The organism is Clostridium sp. SHJSY1, assembly GCF_031626875.1.
GTDB lineage: Bacteria > Bacillota > Clostridia > Clostridiales > Clostridiaceae > Clostridium.
Genome location: NZ_JANDMF010000003.1, coordinates 25463 through 43883, shown reverse-complemented (window position 1 = coordinate 43883; position 18421 = coordinate 25463). Strand labels below are relative to the sequence as shown.

General features: G+C 27.0%; 18 protein-coding genes. 14 read left to right on the top strand and 4 right to left on the bottom strand.

The window, feature by feature from the left end; genetic code table 11:
- Positions 1 to 29: 29 nt before the first annotated feature.
- Positions 30 to 1943, bottom strand: coding sequence for an NAD(+) synthase (locus NNC19_RS02595; RefSeq protein WP_310937043.1), 1914 nt, complete (start codon positions 1941 to 1943; stop codon positions 30 to 32).
- A 289-nt stretch (positions 1944 to 2232) separates the two neighbouring features.
- Between NNC19_RS02595 and NNC19_RS02590 the strand changes: the two genes are divergently transcribed.
- The 4 genes from NNC19_RS02590 (at position 2233) to NNC19_RS02575 (ending at position 4854) form a co-directional block, all read left to right on the top strand.
- Positions 2233 to 2667 carry an NfeD family protein gene (locus NNC19_RS02590; protein ID WP_310937218.1) on the top strand — a complete coding sequence of 145 codons (435 nt, stop codon included), beginning with the start codon at positions 2233 to 2235 and terminating at the stop codon, positions 2665 to 2667.
- Positions 2660 to 3607 carry an SPFH domain-containing protein gene (locus NNC19_RS02585; RefSeq protein WP_310937042.1) on the top strand — a complete coding sequence of 316 codons (948 nt, stop codon included), beginning with the start codon at positions 2660 to 2662 and terminating at the stop codon, positions 3605 to 3607. Before NNC19_RS02590 ends, NNC19_RS02585 begins: the two co-directional genes overlap by 8 nt.
- Before the next feature lie 72 nt (positions 3608 to 3679).
- Positions 3680 to 4012, top strand: a complete 333-nt coding sequence (locus NNC19_RS02580) for a hypothetical protein (RefSeq protein WP_310937041.1) — start codon at positions 3680 to 3682, stop codon at positions 4010 to 4012.
- 104 nt (positions 4013 to 4116) lie between these two features.
- Positions 4117 to 4854: a heparan-alpha-glucosaminide N-acetyltransferase gene (locus NNC19_RS02575; RefSeq protein WP_310937040.1), complete on the top strand. Its 738-nt coding sequence runs from the start codon at positions 4117 to 4119 to the stop codon at positions 4852 to 4854.
- 156 nt (positions 4855 to 5010) lie between these two features.
- Here NNC19_RS02575 and NNC19_RS02570 read toward each other — a convergent pair whose 3' ends face one another.
- On the bottom strand, positions 5011 to 6114 hold the full coding sequence (locus NNC19_RS02570) for a DEAD/DEAH box helicase (protein ID WP_310937039.1): 1104 nt from the start codon (positions 6112 to 6114) through the stop codon (positions 5011 to 5013).
- A 129-nt stretch (positions 6115 to 6243) separates the two neighbouring features.
- Here NNC19_RS02570 and NNC19_RS02565 point away from each other — a divergent pair, with 129 nt between their 5' ends.
- From NNC19_RS02565 to NNC19_RS02540, 6 genes are all read left to right on the top strand, one after another.
- On the top strand, positions 6244 to 7284 hold the full coding sequence (locus tag NNC19_RS02565; RefSeq protein ID WP_310937038.1) for a pyruvate kinase: 1041 nt from the start codon (positions 6244 to 6246) through the stop codon (positions 7282 to 7284).
- A 102-nt stretch (positions 7285 to 7386) separates the two neighbouring features.
- The gene (locus NNC19_RS02560) at positions 7387 to 8316 is read left to right on the top strand and encodes an exonuclease domain-containing protein (protein ID WP_310937037.1); all 930 of its coding nucleotides are present in this window, start codon (positions 7387 to 7389) and stop codon (positions 8314 to 8316) included.
- A gap of 86 nt (positions 8317 to 8402) precedes the next feature.
- On the top strand, positions 8403 to 9617 hold the full coding sequence (locus NNC19_RS02555; RefSeq protein WP_310937036.1) for an NAD(P)/FAD-dependent oxidoreductase: 1215 nt from the start codon (positions 8403 to 8405) through the stop codon (positions 9615 to 9617).
- 70 nt (positions 9618 to 9687) lie between these two features.
- On the top strand, positions 9688 to 10347 hold the full coding sequence (gene cmk / locus NNC19_RS02550) for a (d)CMP kinase (protein ID WP_310937035.1): 660 nt from the start codon (positions 9688 to 9690) through the stop codon (positions 10345 to 10347).
- A 27-nt stretch (positions 10348 to 10374) separates the two neighbouring features.
- On the top strand, positions 10375 to 12282 hold the full coding sequence (locus NNC19_RS02545) for a bifunctional 4-hydroxy-3-methylbut-2-enyl diphosphate reductase/30S ribosomal protein S1 (RefSeq protein WP_310937034.1): 1908 nt from the start codon (positions 10375 to 10377) through the stop codon (positions 12280 to 12282).
- 77 nt (positions 12283 to 12359) lie between these two features.
- Positions 12360 to 13226: a GNAT family N-acetyltransferase gene (locus tag NNC19_RS02540; RefSeq protein WP_310937033.1), complete on the top strand. Its 867-nt coding sequence runs from the start codon at positions 12360 to 12362 to the stop codon at positions 13224 to 13226.
- 35 nt (positions 13227 to 13261) lie between these two features.
- Here the strand turns inward: NNC19_RS02540 and NNC19_RS02535 are convergent, their stop codons facing one another.
- A complete protein-coding gene (locus NNC19_RS02535) occupies positions 13262 to 13639 on the bottom strand; it encodes a hypothetical protein (protein ID WP_310937032.1) in 378 nt (125 codons plus the stop codon).
- A 623-nt stretch (positions 13640 to 14262) separates the two neighbouring features.
- On the opposite strand from NNC19_RS02535, the gene miaB reads away from it, so the two are divergent.
- The 4 genes from miaB to NNC19_RS02515 all read left to right on the top strand — a co-directional run bounded on the left by miaB (position 14263) and on the right by NNC19_RS02515 (position 18017).
- Positions 14263 to 15594, top strand: coding sequence for a tRNA (N6-isopentenyl adenosine(37)-C2)-methylthiotransferase MiaB (gene miaB / locus NNC19_RS02530; RefSeq protein WP_310937031.1), 1332 nt, complete (start codon positions 14263 to 14265; stop codon positions 15592 to 15594).
- 181 nt (positions 15595 to 15775) lie between these two features.
- Positions 15776 to 16213 carry an Hsp20/alpha crystallin family protein gene (locus NNC19_RS02525; protein WP_310937030.1) on the top strand — a complete coding sequence of 146 codons (438 nt, stop codon included), beginning with the start codon at positions 15776 to 15778 and terminating at the stop codon, positions 16211 to 16213.
- Positions 16214 to 16376: 163 nt separating this feature from the next.
- Positions 16377 to 17114, top strand: coding sequence for a SatD family protein (locus NNC19_RS02520; RefSeq protein ID WP_310937029.1), 738 nt, complete (start codon positions 16377 to 16379; stop codon positions 17112 to 17114).
- A gap of 12 nt (positions 17115 to 17126) precedes the next feature.
- The gene (locus NNC19_RS02515; RefSeq protein ID WP_310937028.1) at positions 17127 to 18017 is read left to right on the top strand and encodes a DUF3307 domain-containing protein; all 891 of its coding nucleotides are present in this window, start codon (positions 17127 to 17129) and stop codon (positions 18015 to 18017) included.
- Here the strand turns inward: NNC19_RS02515 and NNC19_RS02510 are convergent.
- Positions 17985 to 18386 carry a SatD family protein gene (locus NNC19_RS02510; protein WP_310937027.1) on the bottom strand — a complete coding sequence of 134 codons (402 nt, stop codon included), beginning with the start codon at positions 18384 to 18386 and terminating at the stop codon, positions 17985 to 17987. The genes NNC19_RS02515 and NNC19_RS02510 overlap by 33 nt on opposite strands.
- Positions 18387 to 18421 lie beyond the last annotated feature (35 nt).

Sequence of the window (18421 nt, the reverse complement as noted above, 5' to 3'; positions counted from 1 at the left end):
TTGAGACAATAATGCAAAGAATTTTAATTTTAATTCCAAGGAGATGCATCAGAAGGCATTCTTAAATCACCTCTAGGTGATAGTGAAATTGAACCAACTTTGGGTCCATCTGGAAGAGCACTTCTTTTAAATTGCTGTGTAAAGAATCTCCACATAAACTTATCAAGCCATTTTTGGATTTCTTCATCACTATAATCTTCCTTAAAAGCATTTTTAGCTAAAAAGAAAATTCTTTCTTTAGATGAACCATGTTTAATAAAATGATATAAGAAGAAATCATGCAATTCATATGGCCCTACAATATCTTCAGTTTTTTGCGATATTTTTCCTTCACTATCTTTAGGAAGAAGTTCTGGACTTACTGGAGTATCTAAAATATCTATTAATGTAGCTGCGACAGAAGGAGTAGATTCTCTATCAGCAACATATTTAACAAGATACCTAACAAGAGTCTTAGGAATAGATGGGTTAACAGAGTACATTGACATATGATCACCATTATAAGTACACCATCCTAAAGCTAGCTCTGATAAATCTCCTGTACCAATAAGAAGTCCACCTTCTTTATTAGCTAAGTCCATAAGAATTTGAGTTCTCTCTCTTGCTTGAACATTTTCATAAGTAACATCATGAATCTCTTTATTATGCCCAATATCTTCAAAATGCTGAAGAGATGCCTTAACAATATTAATTTCTCTTAAATCACAATCAAGTTCTCTACATAAATTTAATGCATTATTATAAGTTCTATCAGTTGTTCCAAACCCAGGCATAGTAATTGCAACTATATTTTTCATAGGATACTTTAATAATTCAAATGTTTTTACAATTACAAGCAATGCAAGAGTAGAATCTAGTCCCCCTGATATTCCTATAACCGCTTTTTTAAGCCCAGTATGCTCAAATCTCTTTGCAAGGGCAGATGATTGAATGTTAAAAATCTCTTTAGAACGAAGTTCTCTTTCAATTTCATTTGAAGGAACAAATGGATATTTATGAACATATCTATCAAATTCTTTTATTTCAACATTTTCATAAGAAAATTTAATTACTTTAGGTTCTGTATTTAACATTTTTGTAGAATCTCTAAAACTTAAATTTTTCATTCTTTCTGAATTAAGTTTAAAAATATCTACAATTGAATAAATCACTTCATTATCTCTTTGGAATCGTTCATTTTCTTTTAGTATCCCACCATTTTCGCTTATTAATAAATGTCCACTAAACAATAAGTCAGTAGTAGATTCATGAACTCCTGCAGAGGCATAAATGTAAGAGCATATACAACGTGCACTTTGATTTTTTATAAGATCACGTCTGTAATCCATTTTGCTAACAAGTTCATTTGAGGCAGATAAATTACCTATTATGTTTGCTCCCATAAGTGCTAAATATGAACTTGGAGGAATTGTAACCCAAAGGTCTTCACAAATTTCAACTCCAAAATTAAAATCTTTACATGAAAAAATTAGGTTTGTACCAAAATCTATATCTTTTTGAAATGGAAGATCTATGATTTTATTTGTAATACCAATTCCTTCTGTAAACCAACGTTTTTCATAAAACTCACTATAATTAGGTATGTATGATTTTGGAACTATACCAAGAATTTTGCCTTTAAATAGTATGTAAGCTGCATTATATAGTGTGTTTTTATGTAATAATGGTGCTCCAACAGCTATAAGAATATCAAGATTTTTAGTTTTTTCAAGTAATTCACTTATTCCATCCATAGATTTATTTAATAAAGTGCTTTGCAAGAATAAATCTGAACAAGTATAAGAAGTTATCGATAGTTCTGGAAAAACTATGATTTTTGATTCATTTTCTATAGCTTCTTTTATGCATTCAACAATATTTGAAAGATTAAATTCTACATCTCCTACTTTTGTTTTAGGACAAGCAGAAGCTACTTTTATAAACTCCATATTTTTCAACTCCATTATGTAATTATTTTCACTACATCACTAGTAGTATTGCATTTATTTTTATTCTATAAACATAATAAAATGAAAATATTAGAAAAGCAATGAAAAACGGAGAAAAAGAAACAGCAAACTCATTAAGAGTTAATTAATAACCTTTAACAAAGAAAAACAAACCTTGTGCAGAAAAGAGATAGCAAATACAATATATACATAGACGAAATAACTATCAGTTAATTGTCTTTAGATGTTATAATTATAATATATATATACTAGTACTAAAAGGAAAGGGGATAATAGTGTGGAGATGCTTATATTTTGGCTAGTTTTCTCCATTGGAATGGTAATTGTTGATATTTTTACAAGTACATTTTTATTTGTGTGGTTTGCTTTTGGAGGAGGAGCAGCTATAGTAGCTAATCTTTTAGGGGCTAATATTACGATTCAAATTATTGTATTTGGATTAATAGGTATTTTAGCTGTTGCAATTGGTTATCCATGGGCAAAGAAAAAATTTAAAACTTCAATCAAACATACACCTCTTATGGAAGAAACTTATGTGGGGAAACAATTTACTGCTGAAGAAGATATAGAAAAAACTACAAGATTTAAAGTTTCAGGTATTTATTGGACAGGTTCTAATGTGGGTAACATAATTAAAAAAGGACAAAAATTCGAAGTAGTTGGAATTGATGGAAACAAATTAATGATTAAGGGAATCAAGGAGGAAAATAATGAATAGTGCAGGATTATTTATTTTAGGAGTAATAGTGGTTTTATTACTAATACTTTTAACAGCATCTATAAAAATTGTAAATACAGGATATGTTTATGTAGTAGAACGTTTAGGACAGTTTCATAAGGTATTAGAACCAGGTTGGCATTTTATGATTCCATTTGTAGATTTTGTTAGAAAAAAAGTATCTACAAAGCAACAAATTTTAGATGTAGAACCTCAATCAGTTATAACAAAAGATAATGTTAAAATTTCAGTTGATAATGTTATATTCTATAAACTCTTAAATGCTAAAGATGCAGTATATAATATTGAAAATTATCAAGCAGGTATAGTTTATTCATCAACTACTAATATGAGAAATATAATAGGTAATATGACACTAGATGAAGTATTATCAGGAAGAGATAAGATAAATCAAGATCTTTTAAGTATAATTGATGAAGTAACAGATGCTTATGGTATCAAAATTCTTTCAGTAGAAATTAAAAACATAGTACCTCCAGGAGAAATACAACAAGCTATGGAAAAGCAAATGAAAGCTGAAAGAGATAAGAGAGCTGCAATACTTGTAGCAGAAGGACAAAGACAATCTCAAATAGAAAAAGCTGAAGGTGAAAAGAGAGCTAAGATATTAGAAGCAGAAGCTGCAAAAGAAGCTCAAATAAGAAGAGCAGAAGGTTTAAAAGAATCTCAACTTCTTGAAGCAGAAGGTAAAGCAAAAGCTATAGAAGCAATAGCACAAGCTGAAGCTGAAGCAATTATGAAAGTCAATAAAGCAATAATTGAATCTGGTACAGATGAAAAAGTTATAGCTTTAAAACAAGTTGAAGCATTAAAAGAAATGGCAACAAATCCAGCAAATAAGCTTATTTTACCAAATGAAACTTTATCATCATTAGGAAGTATAGCTGCTATTGGAGAAATGCTTAAAGGAAAAGAATAATTTATTTACATTGAATGTTTCACAGCTTATATAGCTGTGAAACATTCTTAAAGAGATAGGGGTGTTACTTCTATGGTTATTTTTATAATTTCCATAGTAATTACGATTTTAGGCTTTACTATTTATACAAAAAAAATGTATAAACTAGGATATATGTTTTTTTACTATAAATCTATTGATAAAAAATACAAGATTAAAAATATTAAAGATAAAGAAGAGATTGCAGAAATTACAGGAACTTACATGATAGTTATTGGATTGATTATGGGAATGGTTTATTTACTATCTATGGTTTTTGATATAAGAATTTTGATATTATTAGCTTTGATAACTTTACCAATATTTCATTATAAGTTATACAAAAGCCTTAATGAATATAGAGGTGAAAAGATAGAAGAACAATAAATTTTTCAAGAAGTACATGAACAATGTATTTCTTTTTTTGCTTTAGAATAAAAATTCCACTTTTGTTAATAATTAAAACGAGATATTTATTTTGGGGGTTGTTAATGTATAAACGTATAGATTTAATAGATGAATTTAGAGGAGCAGCCATAATTCTTATGATAACATATCATTTCTTTTATCAGGGAGTCTTATGGGGAACTTTAGATAGTAAATTATTAGATAATCAAATAATTGAAGCTGTTAGACTTAGTTCTGAGGTTTTATTTATATCAATAGCTGGAATAAGTAGTTCTTTTAGCAAAAATAATTATAAAAGAGGATTAATATGTCTATATTGTGGAATTTTAATTACCTTTACTACATATTTTTTCATTCCTGATGAGTTAATTTCTTTTGGAATATTACATTTTCTTGGTATCTCAATGATTTTATATGAACTTTTCAAAAATAAATTAAAAAAAATTAAACCTCTCAATGGAATTGTTATATCTTTAATGTTTTTTACATTAACTTATTTAATTTTTTATAAGGAAGTTTATTTAAATGATTTACTAAGTGTGTATTGGATTAATTATTTGAGAAATAACGGATATTTGAATATTATTGGTCTTACATCAAACACCTTTATTAGTTCAGATTATTTTCCTATGATACCATGGATTTTTCTATTTTTCACTGGAGTATTTGCTGGTAAAATAATAAAGAGTGTATATAAGATTAAAGAAAATCTCACTACAAAACTTAATATTTTAGCATATTTAGGTCGACATTCACTTATGATTTATATGACACATATTCCTATAATAATAGGTATTGTACTATTATTACAATATATATAATAAATGATTCAGAAAAGAAAATTGAGAATGAAGGATTGGAAGAAATTCTGCTAGAATTTTATCCATCATTCTTAATTTTTAAACTGACCATAGTTTCCTATAATATTCTTCTCCATATATATGGTAAAACGCCAAAATGTCAAGGAATTGATTGAATTAGATTTCTCTCCTAGGTATTCTCATTTCAATATGCTCTTCAATTTTTTTTACCATTTCTATATCCTTATCAGCAACAAACATGCAAGTATAACCTTTTTCATTAGCTCTACCAGTTCGTCCTATTCTATGTATATAAGCTTCAACAGATTCTGGAACATCATAATTATAAATATGTGTAACTCCAGTAATATCTAGTCCTCTGGATGCAACATCAGTAGCTATTAGATATTGAATTTTAGCATCTCTAAAACTTTTCATTATTCGTTCACGCTTATTTTGAGGGACATCACTATGAATTTTTTCTGTGTTATAGCCTCCTTGAGCAAGTGCTAGTTCTAAATTATCAGCTCTTCTTTTAGTTCTACAAAATATTACAGCCATAAAAGGGTTATCCTTATCTAGAACCTTTTTTAAAGAGTCTTGTTTCCATCTATCAGTAGTTTCTATAACTTCTTGTTTTATGCTATCTAGAGTTATTCGATCTTTCTTTACGGAAACAACAGTTGGTTCATTCATATATCTATATGCAAGTTTTTTCACTGCAGAATCCATTGTAGCAGAAAAGCAAAGAGTTTGATGTTTTTTTGAACATACTTTTTTTATTGCTTCAACTTCATTTTTAAATCCCATAAATAGCATTTGATCTGCCTCATCCAATACAAATGTTTTAAGTTTAGATAAATTAATTGTTCCTCTCTTAATATGATCTAGTAATCTTCCAGGAGTTGCAATTATAAGTTGAATATTTCCTTTAATCTTTTTAATTTGGGAACCAATATCTTTACCACCATAAGCAGCTAGAATATTAATATCCTTTGCTTCTTTTAATTTGTTAGCCTCATCATAAATTTGAATTGCAAGCTCTCTTGTAGGGGTAAGTACTAAAACTTCTGTAAAATTTGATTTTGAATTCATATTTTCAAAAAGTGGAAGTAGGAAAGCTAATGTCTTACCAGTTCCAGTGTCCGCTTCAGCTATAACATCTTTTTTATCCTTTATTATAGAAATACATTCACATTGAATAGGAGTAGGAGTTTTTATACCATTTTCCTTTAATTTATTTATTATATCTTTAGATATACCTAATTCACTAAAATTCATTATTATCTACCTTTCATGTTTTTATTTTAGGAGCTCTTATATAATACCATAATCATTAATATACTAACATAATCAAATAAAAACTTTCATAAATATAAGTTGAAAAAGAATAAATAGGAGAATAGCTCTATGGATTTAATTTGTTCTATTGGGCCAACTGTTAACACATTAGAGGATATTCATAAATACTATAAAGCTGGAATGACCATACCTAGGTTTAACTTTTCACATGTTGATTATGATAAATTTGACAGATTAATTTTAGGAATAAAGACATGCTATCCAGAAATGAAAATTCTTCAAGATCTTCAAGGTAACAAGCTAAGAGTATCAAGGATATATAGAAAAGAAACTAGGGTTTACAATGGAGATAGAGTTATATTTTGTTTAGAAAAAAATTTTTTTAATTTAGTTAAAAAAGAAAAATTAGAGAAGATTAAAATAATACCTATTTCTTATGAAGGCAGTTTATCTGATTTAAATAATGCCCATATTATTTTTATGAAAGATGCTACTATGAGTTTTAAAATAGTCGAACATAATAAAGAATATATAGGTACTATTACAGAAAGGGGCGGCATGATACGAGCAGAAAAAGGTATAAATGCACCAGGAATGATACGAGATAATCTAAAACTAACTAATAAAGATAAAAAAGATATACTTTGGGGAATAAAAAGAGGAGTAAATATTATATGTCTTTCATATGCAACCTCATCAAAAGATATTATTGAAGTTAAGGAATACATAAAAAAATGTAAAATAAATAATAATAAATCTAATCTAATTAAGGTGTGGGCAAAAATTGAATGTTTAGAGGGATTAAATAATTTTGAAGAGATTTTAAAAATTAGCGATGGAATAATTCTTGGAAGAGGCGACTTAAAATCCGAAGCACCTATTGATGATATTCCTTTGATACAAGAAAATTTATTAATTAGAATGAGAAAAAGTAAAAAACCATTTGTAATAGCAACATATATTCTAGATTCAATGAAAAAAAGTATAATTCCATCTTTAGCTGAGATTAATGATATATATAACTTTACAAAGCACAAGGTAGATGGTCTTATGTTAAGTACTGAAATAACAATGGCTAAGGATCCTATAGGTCTTATAAATTATCTAAACAATTTACTTAATAAGTATGATGAAAAAATTAAAAATTAATTTAAATCTTATGAACTGATTAAATATTATGTTAAGTAATTTTTGAAAAAATATATAATTCATGCTATCTTTATTTTATAAATTTATAAGAGGATTGATAGAATGGATTTTGTTGCAATAGATTTTGAAACTGCAAACGAAAAAAGAAATAGTGCATGTTCTTTAGGATTATGTAAGGTTGAGGATGATATTATAGTAGAAGAAAGATATTGGCTTATTAAACCTCCTGAACTGAGATTTGTTCCTCAAAACACGTGGATTCATGGGATTTATCCTGAAGATGTTGAAAATGAAAAAAATTTTAAAGAACTTTGGGAAGAAATTAAGCCTTACCTAGAAGGAAATCTTTTAATAGCTCATAATGCTTCTTTTGATATGAGTGTACTAAGAAGCCTTTTTGATTATTATGGTATTGATGTTCCATATATAAAATATGCTTGTACTGTCATACTTTCAAAAAATCATATAGATGAGGTTAAAAATCATAAGCTTAATACTTTAGCTGATTTTGTTGGTTATAAATTTAAACATCATCATGCATTAGAGGATGCTAACGCTTGTGCAAATGTTATGATTTATATTAAAAAATTACTTAATATAAATGATTTATTGTCCTTGAATTTGAAAGGGGGTATTACATTAGGTGAAATTCATTCAGATGGATATACACCTTGTTCATCACTAATAAAAAATAAATTTAAAGTAACTAAAAGTGAGGCATTAAGTTTTGCGTCTATAAATCAAGAAATAGATTATTTTACAGACAAGGTAGTTGTATTTACTGGGCCTTTAAATTCAATGAAAAGGTATGAAGCTTCATCAATTATTACCAGGTTAGGTGGAAGAGTAGGCAGTAGTGTAACTAAAAAAACTGACATATTGATTACAGGAATTAAAAATAGAGAAAAAATAGATAATATTTATAAAAGTACAAAGCTTAGAAAAACAGAATCATTGATTAAAGTAGGACAAGAAATTGATATTTTAACTGAAGACGAATTTTTATCTTTAATATCAAATGAGAACAATTAGTTAATATTATTACAGTTTAATGCCTTCATTGTACATTAACAAAAATTATAGTAAAATAGTTAAGATTAATGTAAGGAGGCTTTTACATGAGCAAAGTAATCGTTATTGGTGCTGGACCAGCAGGCATGATGGCAGCTATAACAGCAGGTAAAAATCATGAAGTTATTCTTTTAGATGGAAATGAGAGGATAGGTAAAAAATTATATATTACAGGTAAGGGTCGCTGTAATGTAACTAATGCAAAAGATATTTCAGAATTTTTTGATTTTATTCCAGGAAATCCACATTTTTTATACAGTTCTTTGTATACTTTTACTAACGAAGACACCATGAGTTTTTTTGAAAATGAAGGTATAAAGTTAAAAATAGAAAGAGGTGGAAGAGTATTTCCTGTTTCAGATAAATCATCAGATATAATACATGGATTGTCAAATGGGCTTAGTAAATCAAATGTAAAAATTTTATTAAATCATAAGGTAACTGATATAAAATTTCAAAACAATAATATTAAAGAGATAGTAGTTAATGATTCACTAAAGATTAATGGAGATTATTTCATTATAGCTACTGGTGGGGCATCTTATCCTTTAACTGGTTCTAGAGGGGATGGGCAAAGACTTTCCAAAAAACTTGGTCATAAAATTATAGATTTAAAACCATCTTTGGTTCCTATAGAAATAATAGATAATTGGGTTAAAGAACTAATGGGGTTATCACTAAAAAATGTAAATGTAACCATAAAAGCTGGTAAAAAAAATGTATATAGTGATCAAGGAGAAATGCTTTTCACCCATTTTGGAGTTTCAGGTCCATTAATTTTAAGTGGAAGTAGATTTATTAAAGGTGGCAAAGAGTATTCTTTGATAATTGACTTAAAGCCAGCATTATCTATTTCTGATTTAGACAAAAGAGTTCAAAAAGATTTTCAAAAATATATAAATAAAGATTTTAAAAATTCTCTTGATGAACTTTTGCCTAAAAAAATAATACCAGTAATAATTAGTCTTACAGAAATTCCTGAATCAAAAAAAGTAAATGAAATTACTAAGGAAGAGCGAAAAAATCTAGTCAATATAATTAAAAATTTAGAAATGAAAGTAAAAGGACTTAGAAATCTTGATGAAGCAATTGTAACTGCAGGTGGAATAGATACTAAAGAAATTGATCCTTCAACAATGAAATCTAAAATTATTAATAATTTATCTTTTGCAGGAGAAGTTATTGATGTAGATGCCTTTACTGGAGGGTATAATGTTCAAATTGCTCTTTCAACAGGATATATTGCTGGACTAAATATTTGACTTGTAGAAAATAGTAAAAAATTATATAATTTAAAATAGAGTTCTAGAATAAGAAAGGTGGAAATACACTTTGAAAATATCAGTTGCTATAGATGGCCCTGCTGGAGCAGGTAAAAGCACTATTGCTAAGTTAGTAGCCAAAAATTTTGATTTAATGTACATAAATACAGGAGCTATGTATAGAGCAGTTGCTTTAAAAGCACAAGAAAAAGGCTTAGAATCAGAAGATGTAACAGAAATTTGCAGCTTAATAGAAAATATGAAAATGAGATTTGAAAAGGATGACCTAATCTTAAATGATGAAAATATCCAAAGTAAAATAACACTGCCAGAAATCAGTTCAATAGTTTCTGCATATGCTTCAATACCTGAAGTTAGAAAAATGTTAGTTAAACTTCAAAGAGAAATGTCAAAAGAATTTGATGTAATAATGGATGGTAGAGATATTGGCACTGTAGTACTTAAAGAATCACCTTTTAAGTTCTTTTTAACAGCAACGCCTGAAGAAAGAGCTACTAGAAGATATAAAGAATTAAAGGAAAGAAATATTGAGTGTTCTTATGATACTATCTTGAAGGATATTATAGAAAGAGATTATAAGGATTCTCACAGAGAAGTAGATCCTTTGAAAAAAGCTGATGATGCAATTGAGGTTGACACAACAGGTCTCAATATAGAACAGGTTACTGATAAAATTATTGAATTTATAAATCTTAAGATTAATGATTAACTTATTGAATTTAGGGGAGTTAATAAAATGAGAATAGTAAAATTAGCTGATAATGCTGGATTTTGTTTTGGAGTACAACGTGCAGTTGAAGAAGCATTAAAAATACAAAAAGAATATAACAGAAAAATTTATACTTTAGGACCATTGATTCATAATAATGATGTGGTTAATTTTTTAGAAGAAAATAATATTTATGCTATAGGACTTGATAATTTAGATAATTTAATTAAAGAAGATGTAATAGTAATTAGATCACATGGAGTAGGGAAAGATACAATTAAAGAACTTGAAAATAGAGAACTAATTGTTATTAATGCTACATGTCCATTTGTAACTAATATCCAAAGAAAAGTACAAAAATTTTCTGAACAAGGTTATGGTATTGTTATACTTGGTGATGAAAAACACCCTGAAGTTATAGGTATTAATGGATGGTGCAACAATGACGCAATAATAACAAAAGATGGATCACTTCCTACAGATTTACCTAAAAAAATTTGTGCAGTGTCTCAAACTACTGAAAAGAAAGAAAATTGGGATAAAACTGTATCAAATCTTAATGGAAAAAGTGAAGACATATTAACTTACAATACAATTTGCTTAGCCACTGAAGAAAGACAAAGAAGTGCAGAAAAAATTTCTAAAGAAGTTGATGCTATGATAGTAGTTGGTGGTAAAAATAGTTCAAATACCACTAAACTTTATCAAATAGCAAAAGCGAATTGTTCAAATACTATTCATGTTGAAAACTCTTCTGAAATACCAGAAGAATATATAAAAAATAACAAATTTAAAAAGATTGGAATTACTGCTGGTGCATCTACACCAGACTGGATAATTAGGGAGGTAATTAATATTATGCAAGATACAACAAACAACAATGATGAACAACTACAATTAATGGATGAAATGGACAAGAGATTTAGAATAGGTGATGAAGTTGAAGGTGAAATCCTTTCAAAAACTAGAGATGAAATAATAGTTTCTTTAGTTGGATATAAGTCAGATGGTGTTATACCTTTTAGAGAATTAACTGCTATGTGTGAGCCTCAAGAAATGGCTGAAAAATTAAATATAGGTGAGAATATTAAAGCAAAGGTTATTAAACTTCAAAATAATGATGGTTATGTTGTGCTTTCGAGATTAGAATATGAGAAGAAGGAAGCTTACGATGAACTAGAAAAATTATTTAATGAGAGTACAATTTTTGATGTAAAAATTGATGAAGTTAAAGAAAAGGGATTAGTTTCTTATTTTAAAGGAGCTAGAATATTCATTCCAGCATCTCAAATTGATGTTAAATTTATAAATAATAAAGAAGAATTAAAAGGTCAAACTTTACAAGTAAAATTAATTGAATTATCTTTAGGCAGAAATTCTAAGATTATAGCTTCAAGAAGAGTTATTTTAGAAAAAGAAATAGCAGAAAAAGAAGAAAAAGCTTGGTCTAGCTTTAATGTTGGAGATATTGTAAAAGGTGAAGTTAAGAGATTTGCTAAATTTGGTGCTTTTGTAGATGTAAATGGAGTTGATGGTTTACTACATCTTTCTCAAATTTCATGGAAGCATATAAACAAAGCTGAAGATGCATTAAATGTTGGTGACATAATTGATGTTAAAATAATAGAATTAGACAAAGAATCAAAGAAATTATCTTTAAGTGTAAAACAATTAACTCAAGAACCTTGGGCTAATGCAACAGAAAAATATCCTGAAGGATCTGTAGTTTTAGGAAAAGTTGCTAGAATAAATGATTTTGGTGCTTTTGTAGAATTAGAACCAGGTTTAGATGGGTTAGTTCACATATCAAAAATAAGTCATGACAGGGTAGAACATCCTTCACAAGTTTTAACTGTAGGAGAAGAAATTAAAGCTGTTATTTTATCTGTAGATCAAGAAAATAAAAGAATTAGCCTTAGCATGAAAGACGTTTAAAATAGGAATTAAATAATAGGACTCCCATATTATAATATAGGGAGTTCTTTTTCCTATTTGAAATGAGGTAATAATGTATGATAAAAATTGAAAAGCTTAGTAATAGCAATTTTAGTGAATTTAATACTTTGATAAGTGAATCAAAAGCTAAAACAAACTACACGATGGATTTTTATAAATACTATGATAACAAAAGCTTTATCTATAAGTATATAATACGAAAAATGGTACATCTAATTAAAGTGGATAAAACATTTGTGGGATATTTTTGGGTAGATTCAATATCTGAAAAATCCACACGAATCTCAGATATGTTTATTAAGGAAGAATATATTAATCATTTTAATTCAAAGTTACCTTTGATTTTAAAAAGCACTGTGCTAACGTATGAATGTTTTGAAAATAATTATTCATTAAAGTTACTTAAAACTTTTAGAATGGATAGGATTAGATTGACTTACTTAATGAAGCTTAAAGAGTTATCTAAAAATTATATTATTAAAGATAGGAATATATCATTTAGTGTATATAATTCTAGAAATGATGCTCAAATTAGATGTTTTATACAAAATTCAATCTTTAAAGATGATAGTAGAATTCCTCTAACTATTGAAGATATACATTTTGATGAAAAACAGGATTATTACTTAAAGGATTTTTGTGTCTTTGTTAAATATGCTAATAAGACAATAGGATATGGTCAAATTATTTATACAAGAGGTATGTATTTAATCGTTAACTTCGGAATTTTAGAAGCTTATAGAGGAAAAGGGTATGGAGCTGCACTTATTTGTAATCTTATACAACTGGCAAAGAGAAAAGGTATAGAGGATATATATATACGTGTGGATTTTAATAATAAACCTGCAATAGCCCTTTATAAAAATGTTGGATTTGAAGATATAGGGAATTTTTCTACTTGGATATGGTCTAAAAACGTTTAAAAACTGGATTTACAATTGATAAATCCAGTTTTTATCTAATTTAAGCTGCTTTTAAATTTTTCTATATTTATAGGAGAAAAACCAATTATATCAGTACAATGAATTGTTATTTCCTCTATATCGACCTTTGTATTATTCCCATAAATAATAGTGACCTCTTCCATAACAATTAGGCTACCATCTCCAATTATCTCTATGTCTTTGTTAGAACTTACATATTCTTCTTTATAATCATATACAAGTTCAGCTGCATGAGGAACTTCCGTTTCAGAATATAAAGGTACTAGTTTACCTACTATCATACCTAAGCTAGTAATAATTAAAGCACCATCAAATTCAGAAGTATTTTTTGACGACTCAATTAAAGTTTGTAAACCTTCTACATTTAGATACTTAGATGAAATTTTTAACATATAAACACCTCTTTAACACATATATTATCATAATAATTTAAGTAAATACTTTTTTAAGTTGTTACCTCCTTTCTTATCAGTAATGTTATTATAACAAAGCATATGTTTTTATGGAATCCTAAAAATATTTAGTTATTATACAGCTTCCTCCGTTTTCATAATTTTTCATAAAACTATACAATTGAAATTTAATACATAAAATACACTATAAGTAATAAAATGAATTTTTTTAAACTAAATATATTTATTTATTTTAAATCAATATATTGTATTTTATTCAATAAAAATGAATTTAAATTGTGTCGAAAAATAAATTTTATAAATAGTGTAATTGTGCTTTTGTATCATATTGAAAAAAGTTGAAACTTATATTTGGTTACAATGTATTTTGGAGTCAAAAATGCTTTTTTTGCTAAATTTATACAAAATAAAATTATATAAATGTTCCTAGAGTTTTATTGCTCCCTCTGTTTTGTTTTACTAATTTGTATTGTAGGTAATTTTTAACTTGATAATACATGAAGTGAGTAAGATTATTCCTGGTCTTTATTTTATTTAATATTTTTGTTATAATTATACGGCTAATTAAATAATTAAAGGATTTATAAAACAGGAGGTTAGTTATGACTAATAATATAGAATTGAAATATTTTATTGAAACATGGGGATGTCAGATGAATGAGGAGGACTCTGAAAAGCTTTCTGGTATGCTTAAAAATATTGGATATACAAGAACTGATGATATGAATGAGTCTAGTATTATTATTTTTAATACTTGTTGTGTAAGAGAAAATGCCGAAAATAAGGTCTATGGTAATTTAGGCAGATTAAGAAAACTAAAAGAAAAAAATCCAGACCTTATAATAGGAATATGTGGATGTATGATGCAACAGAAAGGTATGGCAGATAATATATTAAAGCGTTTCCCATATGTTGACATAATATTTGGGACTCATAATTCTTATAAATTTCCAGAATATTTACATAGAGTTAAGACTGAAGGAGTTCAAGTTAAAGAGATTTTTGACAAAGAAACTCAAATAGTTGAAGGTATTCCAATAGATAGAGAAAGTTCTGTGAAAGGGTTTGTTACTATTATGTATGGATGTAACAATTTCTGTACATACTGTGTAGTCCCTTATGTAAGAGGAAGAGAAAGAAGCAGAAAACCTGAAGAAATAGAAAATGAAATTAAAGATTTAGTAGCTAGTGGTTATAAAGAAATAACTTTATTAGGGCAAAATGTTAACTCTTATGGTAAGGGATTAGAAGAAGATATTAACTTTGCTGGACTTCTTAGAAGAATCAATAATATTGAAGGCTTAGAGAGGGTAAGATTTATGACTTCTCATCCAAAGGATTTAACTGAAGAAGTTGTAATGACAGTAAAAGAATGTGACAAGCTATGTGAACAAATTCATTTACCTGTACAAAGTGGTTCTGATAGAATATTAAAAGAAATGAATAGACACTATGATAGAAATAAGTATATGAGTCTTATTAATAAGATTAAAGAAGAAATGCCTGATTGTACTATTACAACAGATATAATTGTAGGATTCCCTGGAGAAACAGATGAGGACTTTGAGGATACTTTAAGCTTAGTAAAAGAAGTTGGATATGATTCTGCATTTACTTTTATCTATTCAAGAAGAAATAATACTCCAGCAGATCAAATGGAGGATCAAGTACCAGATGATGTAAAGCATGAAAGATTTAATAGGCTTGTATCAGCTGTTAATGAGAATATTATAACTTCAAATAAATTATATGAAGGAAAAACTGTAGAAGTACTTGTAGAAGGTCCTAGCAAGAATGATGAAACAAAACTTATGGGAAGAACAAGAAATGGAAAACTTGTAAACTTTGAAGGTGATATAAGCTTGACTGGTAAGTTAGTAAACATAAAAATTAATAGAGCTCAACCTTTCTCTCTTATTGGGGAAGTAATTTAGTTTTTTGGCAGTCTTTTGACTGCCTTTTTGCTTTTATAAATAAAATATTTTTATAAATCTTCTATTTTCTCACTTAATCTTTAGTTTTCTCATCGATACGCACTTTGACTTTCTCTGACCTTAAACTTATAATAATAGTGTAAACAAAATATAAATTAAAAATTGTAAGGAGGTCTTTAATATGATTGGATTAGTACCTTTTAGAAGTAATGGAGTTAACTCAACAAAAAATTCATTTGATGATTTCTTTTCAGGATTTTTTAATGATGATTTTCTCTCTCCTTTGAACATGGAGGGGAACTTCAAAGCAGATATTAAAGAAACACCAAATGAATATATAATGGAGGCTGAACTTCCAGGAGTTAAAAAGGAAGATATCAATTTAGAATACAAAGGAAATTCCTTGATTGTATCAGGTAAACGAGACGAGGTAATTGAAGAAAATAAAAATAATTATATTAGAAAAGAAAGACATTTTGGCCAATTTGTAAGAAGTTTTTATGTAAACAATGTTGATAAAGAAAAAATCTCTGCTACTTTTGAGAACGGGGTATTGCATGTAAATTTGCCAAAATTTCAACAAGATATAGATAATTCAAATAGAATAGAAATTCAATAGTTTAAATTTCTATTTATTCAGATGTTATTATATTTCTTATTAGAAATATAATAACATCTATTTTTATATGTATATTTTTCCCATAATGTTATATAATTATAGATATGAAACTTAAAAATATAATATAATTTATTTTAATAATACTTGAAATGAGGAATATAGAGTGATTTACAGTGTAATAAATATGGATATTATAGGTTCTAGAAAAATTGAAGATAGATCCATATTACAGGATAAGTTAAAAAAATACTTTGATTATTTAAATAGTTTATATAAGGATATATTAGCTACTAGTATATCTTTCACTTTGGGTGATGAATGGCAAATAATACTAAAAAAGCCTGAAGAAAGCTATAATATTATAAATAGAATTAAAGTATTTCTATCTGAAATTGAAATAAAAACTTATGCTGGTATAGGAATTGGAACTATTAGCACCAATATTTATGAAAGCACTTCATTGATGGATGGCGAAGCTTTTATTTATGCTAGGGAAGCAATAAATATGGTGAAAAATAAAAATCAAGTAATTAAATCAAAACTAAATAAAGTATATTTAAAAGGAAGACCTTGTTATTTATTTAATGAGTTTGATGGATTAAGAGAAGTAGCTTTAACTACATCAAATGATACTTTTGTATATAATAAGTCTTTAGTGGATGTTATTAATGTGCTTATAGAAAATACTGAAATTATTTTTAATAAAATAACACCTAAACAACTTAGCATAATTAAATTATATGAGGAGTTTGGTTCTTATAATAAAATGGTAGAAGAAAATGTTGCAAAATCTAAATCAGATATATCTCAAAAACTTAACTCTGCTGAATACTTTGTACTTAAAAATAATAAAGAACTTATAAAAAAATTACTTGTTTTATATATTTTAACTATAAAATAAGGAGTATTTAAAATGATTACTTTACTTTTAATAACACTAATTTCACATCTTATAGGAGATTTTGTATTTCAAACTGATAGTATAGCTAGAGGAAGGAATTCTTGTGATTATAAAGGTTTTACAAGAATGAAAAGATCAAGTTTCTTTAATTTAATTCATGGAGGTATTCATGGAATAACACTTTATATATTGATTATTTTCTTTGATTTTATCTCTTTTACAGATTTAAAACCTTCATTTGGCTTAATACTGCCTATTACTTTAACTCATTTTCTAATAGATTTATTAAAGCCTATATTTATAAGCATACCTCATATATACTCTTTATTAATTAATAAGCTATTTAAACTTATAAACATTGGTTCATATAACATCAAATATAACAGATATAAAATTAATTTTGTTATCTTTATTATAGATCAACTTTTACACATTAGTGCTATTTTTATTATCTTTAAGATAACACTAGGTCTTACAATAGATTGCATATATAATTTTATAAACTCCCTGCCTTTTACAACTAATATTCATGATAAAATCCTAGTGATAATTCTAATTATTATTTTTTCTACCTATGCAGCAGCATATTTTTCCAAAGCCTTATTAGATAGTTTAAAAAATGATTATGAGTTCACTATAAATAATATATTAAATAATGAAAAAACATTGAAAGAAGAGGCTAGAAATGGAGGTTTTACAATAGGAATTTTAGAAAGATTATTTATTATACTTGGTATAGTAATGAATCATCCAACCATTATTCCTATTGTACTTACTGTTAAATCTATAGCAAGATATAAAAAGTTTAGTAATGACAGTTTTGTAGAATATTATATTATTGGCACCTTTTTTAGTTTTGTTATTGCAATTTTATGTGGAGCTGCTATAGCTAAAATCATTTGAATCTATTGTAATATTATTACTTTTAGCATGTTTTAAAGATTCTCTTGCATGTACAAAAACTTCTCCATCAAGAAAGTTTACTGGAAGCTTTAAATTGTTTATTGATAGTTTTCCTTCACCTATGCCAACATAAAAAGTTATATCATTAGGTAAATTATCTTTAAAAGAATTTAAAATTTTATCTATTGGTGCATTAATAGATAATAATCCTTCCCACTCATCTCCAGCAGTGATTCTAAAAGGAGATACTATGAATTCACTAAAGTTTTCATTGCATTTTTCAAGAGCATTAATTAATAAAAATTGAACTTCTTCTCTATTGGTTAATATCCTAGAGTTCTTTATATCACAAATTATTGCTTTATACATCTTATTCACCCCATAAGTTAAGTTTTTTCACTTAA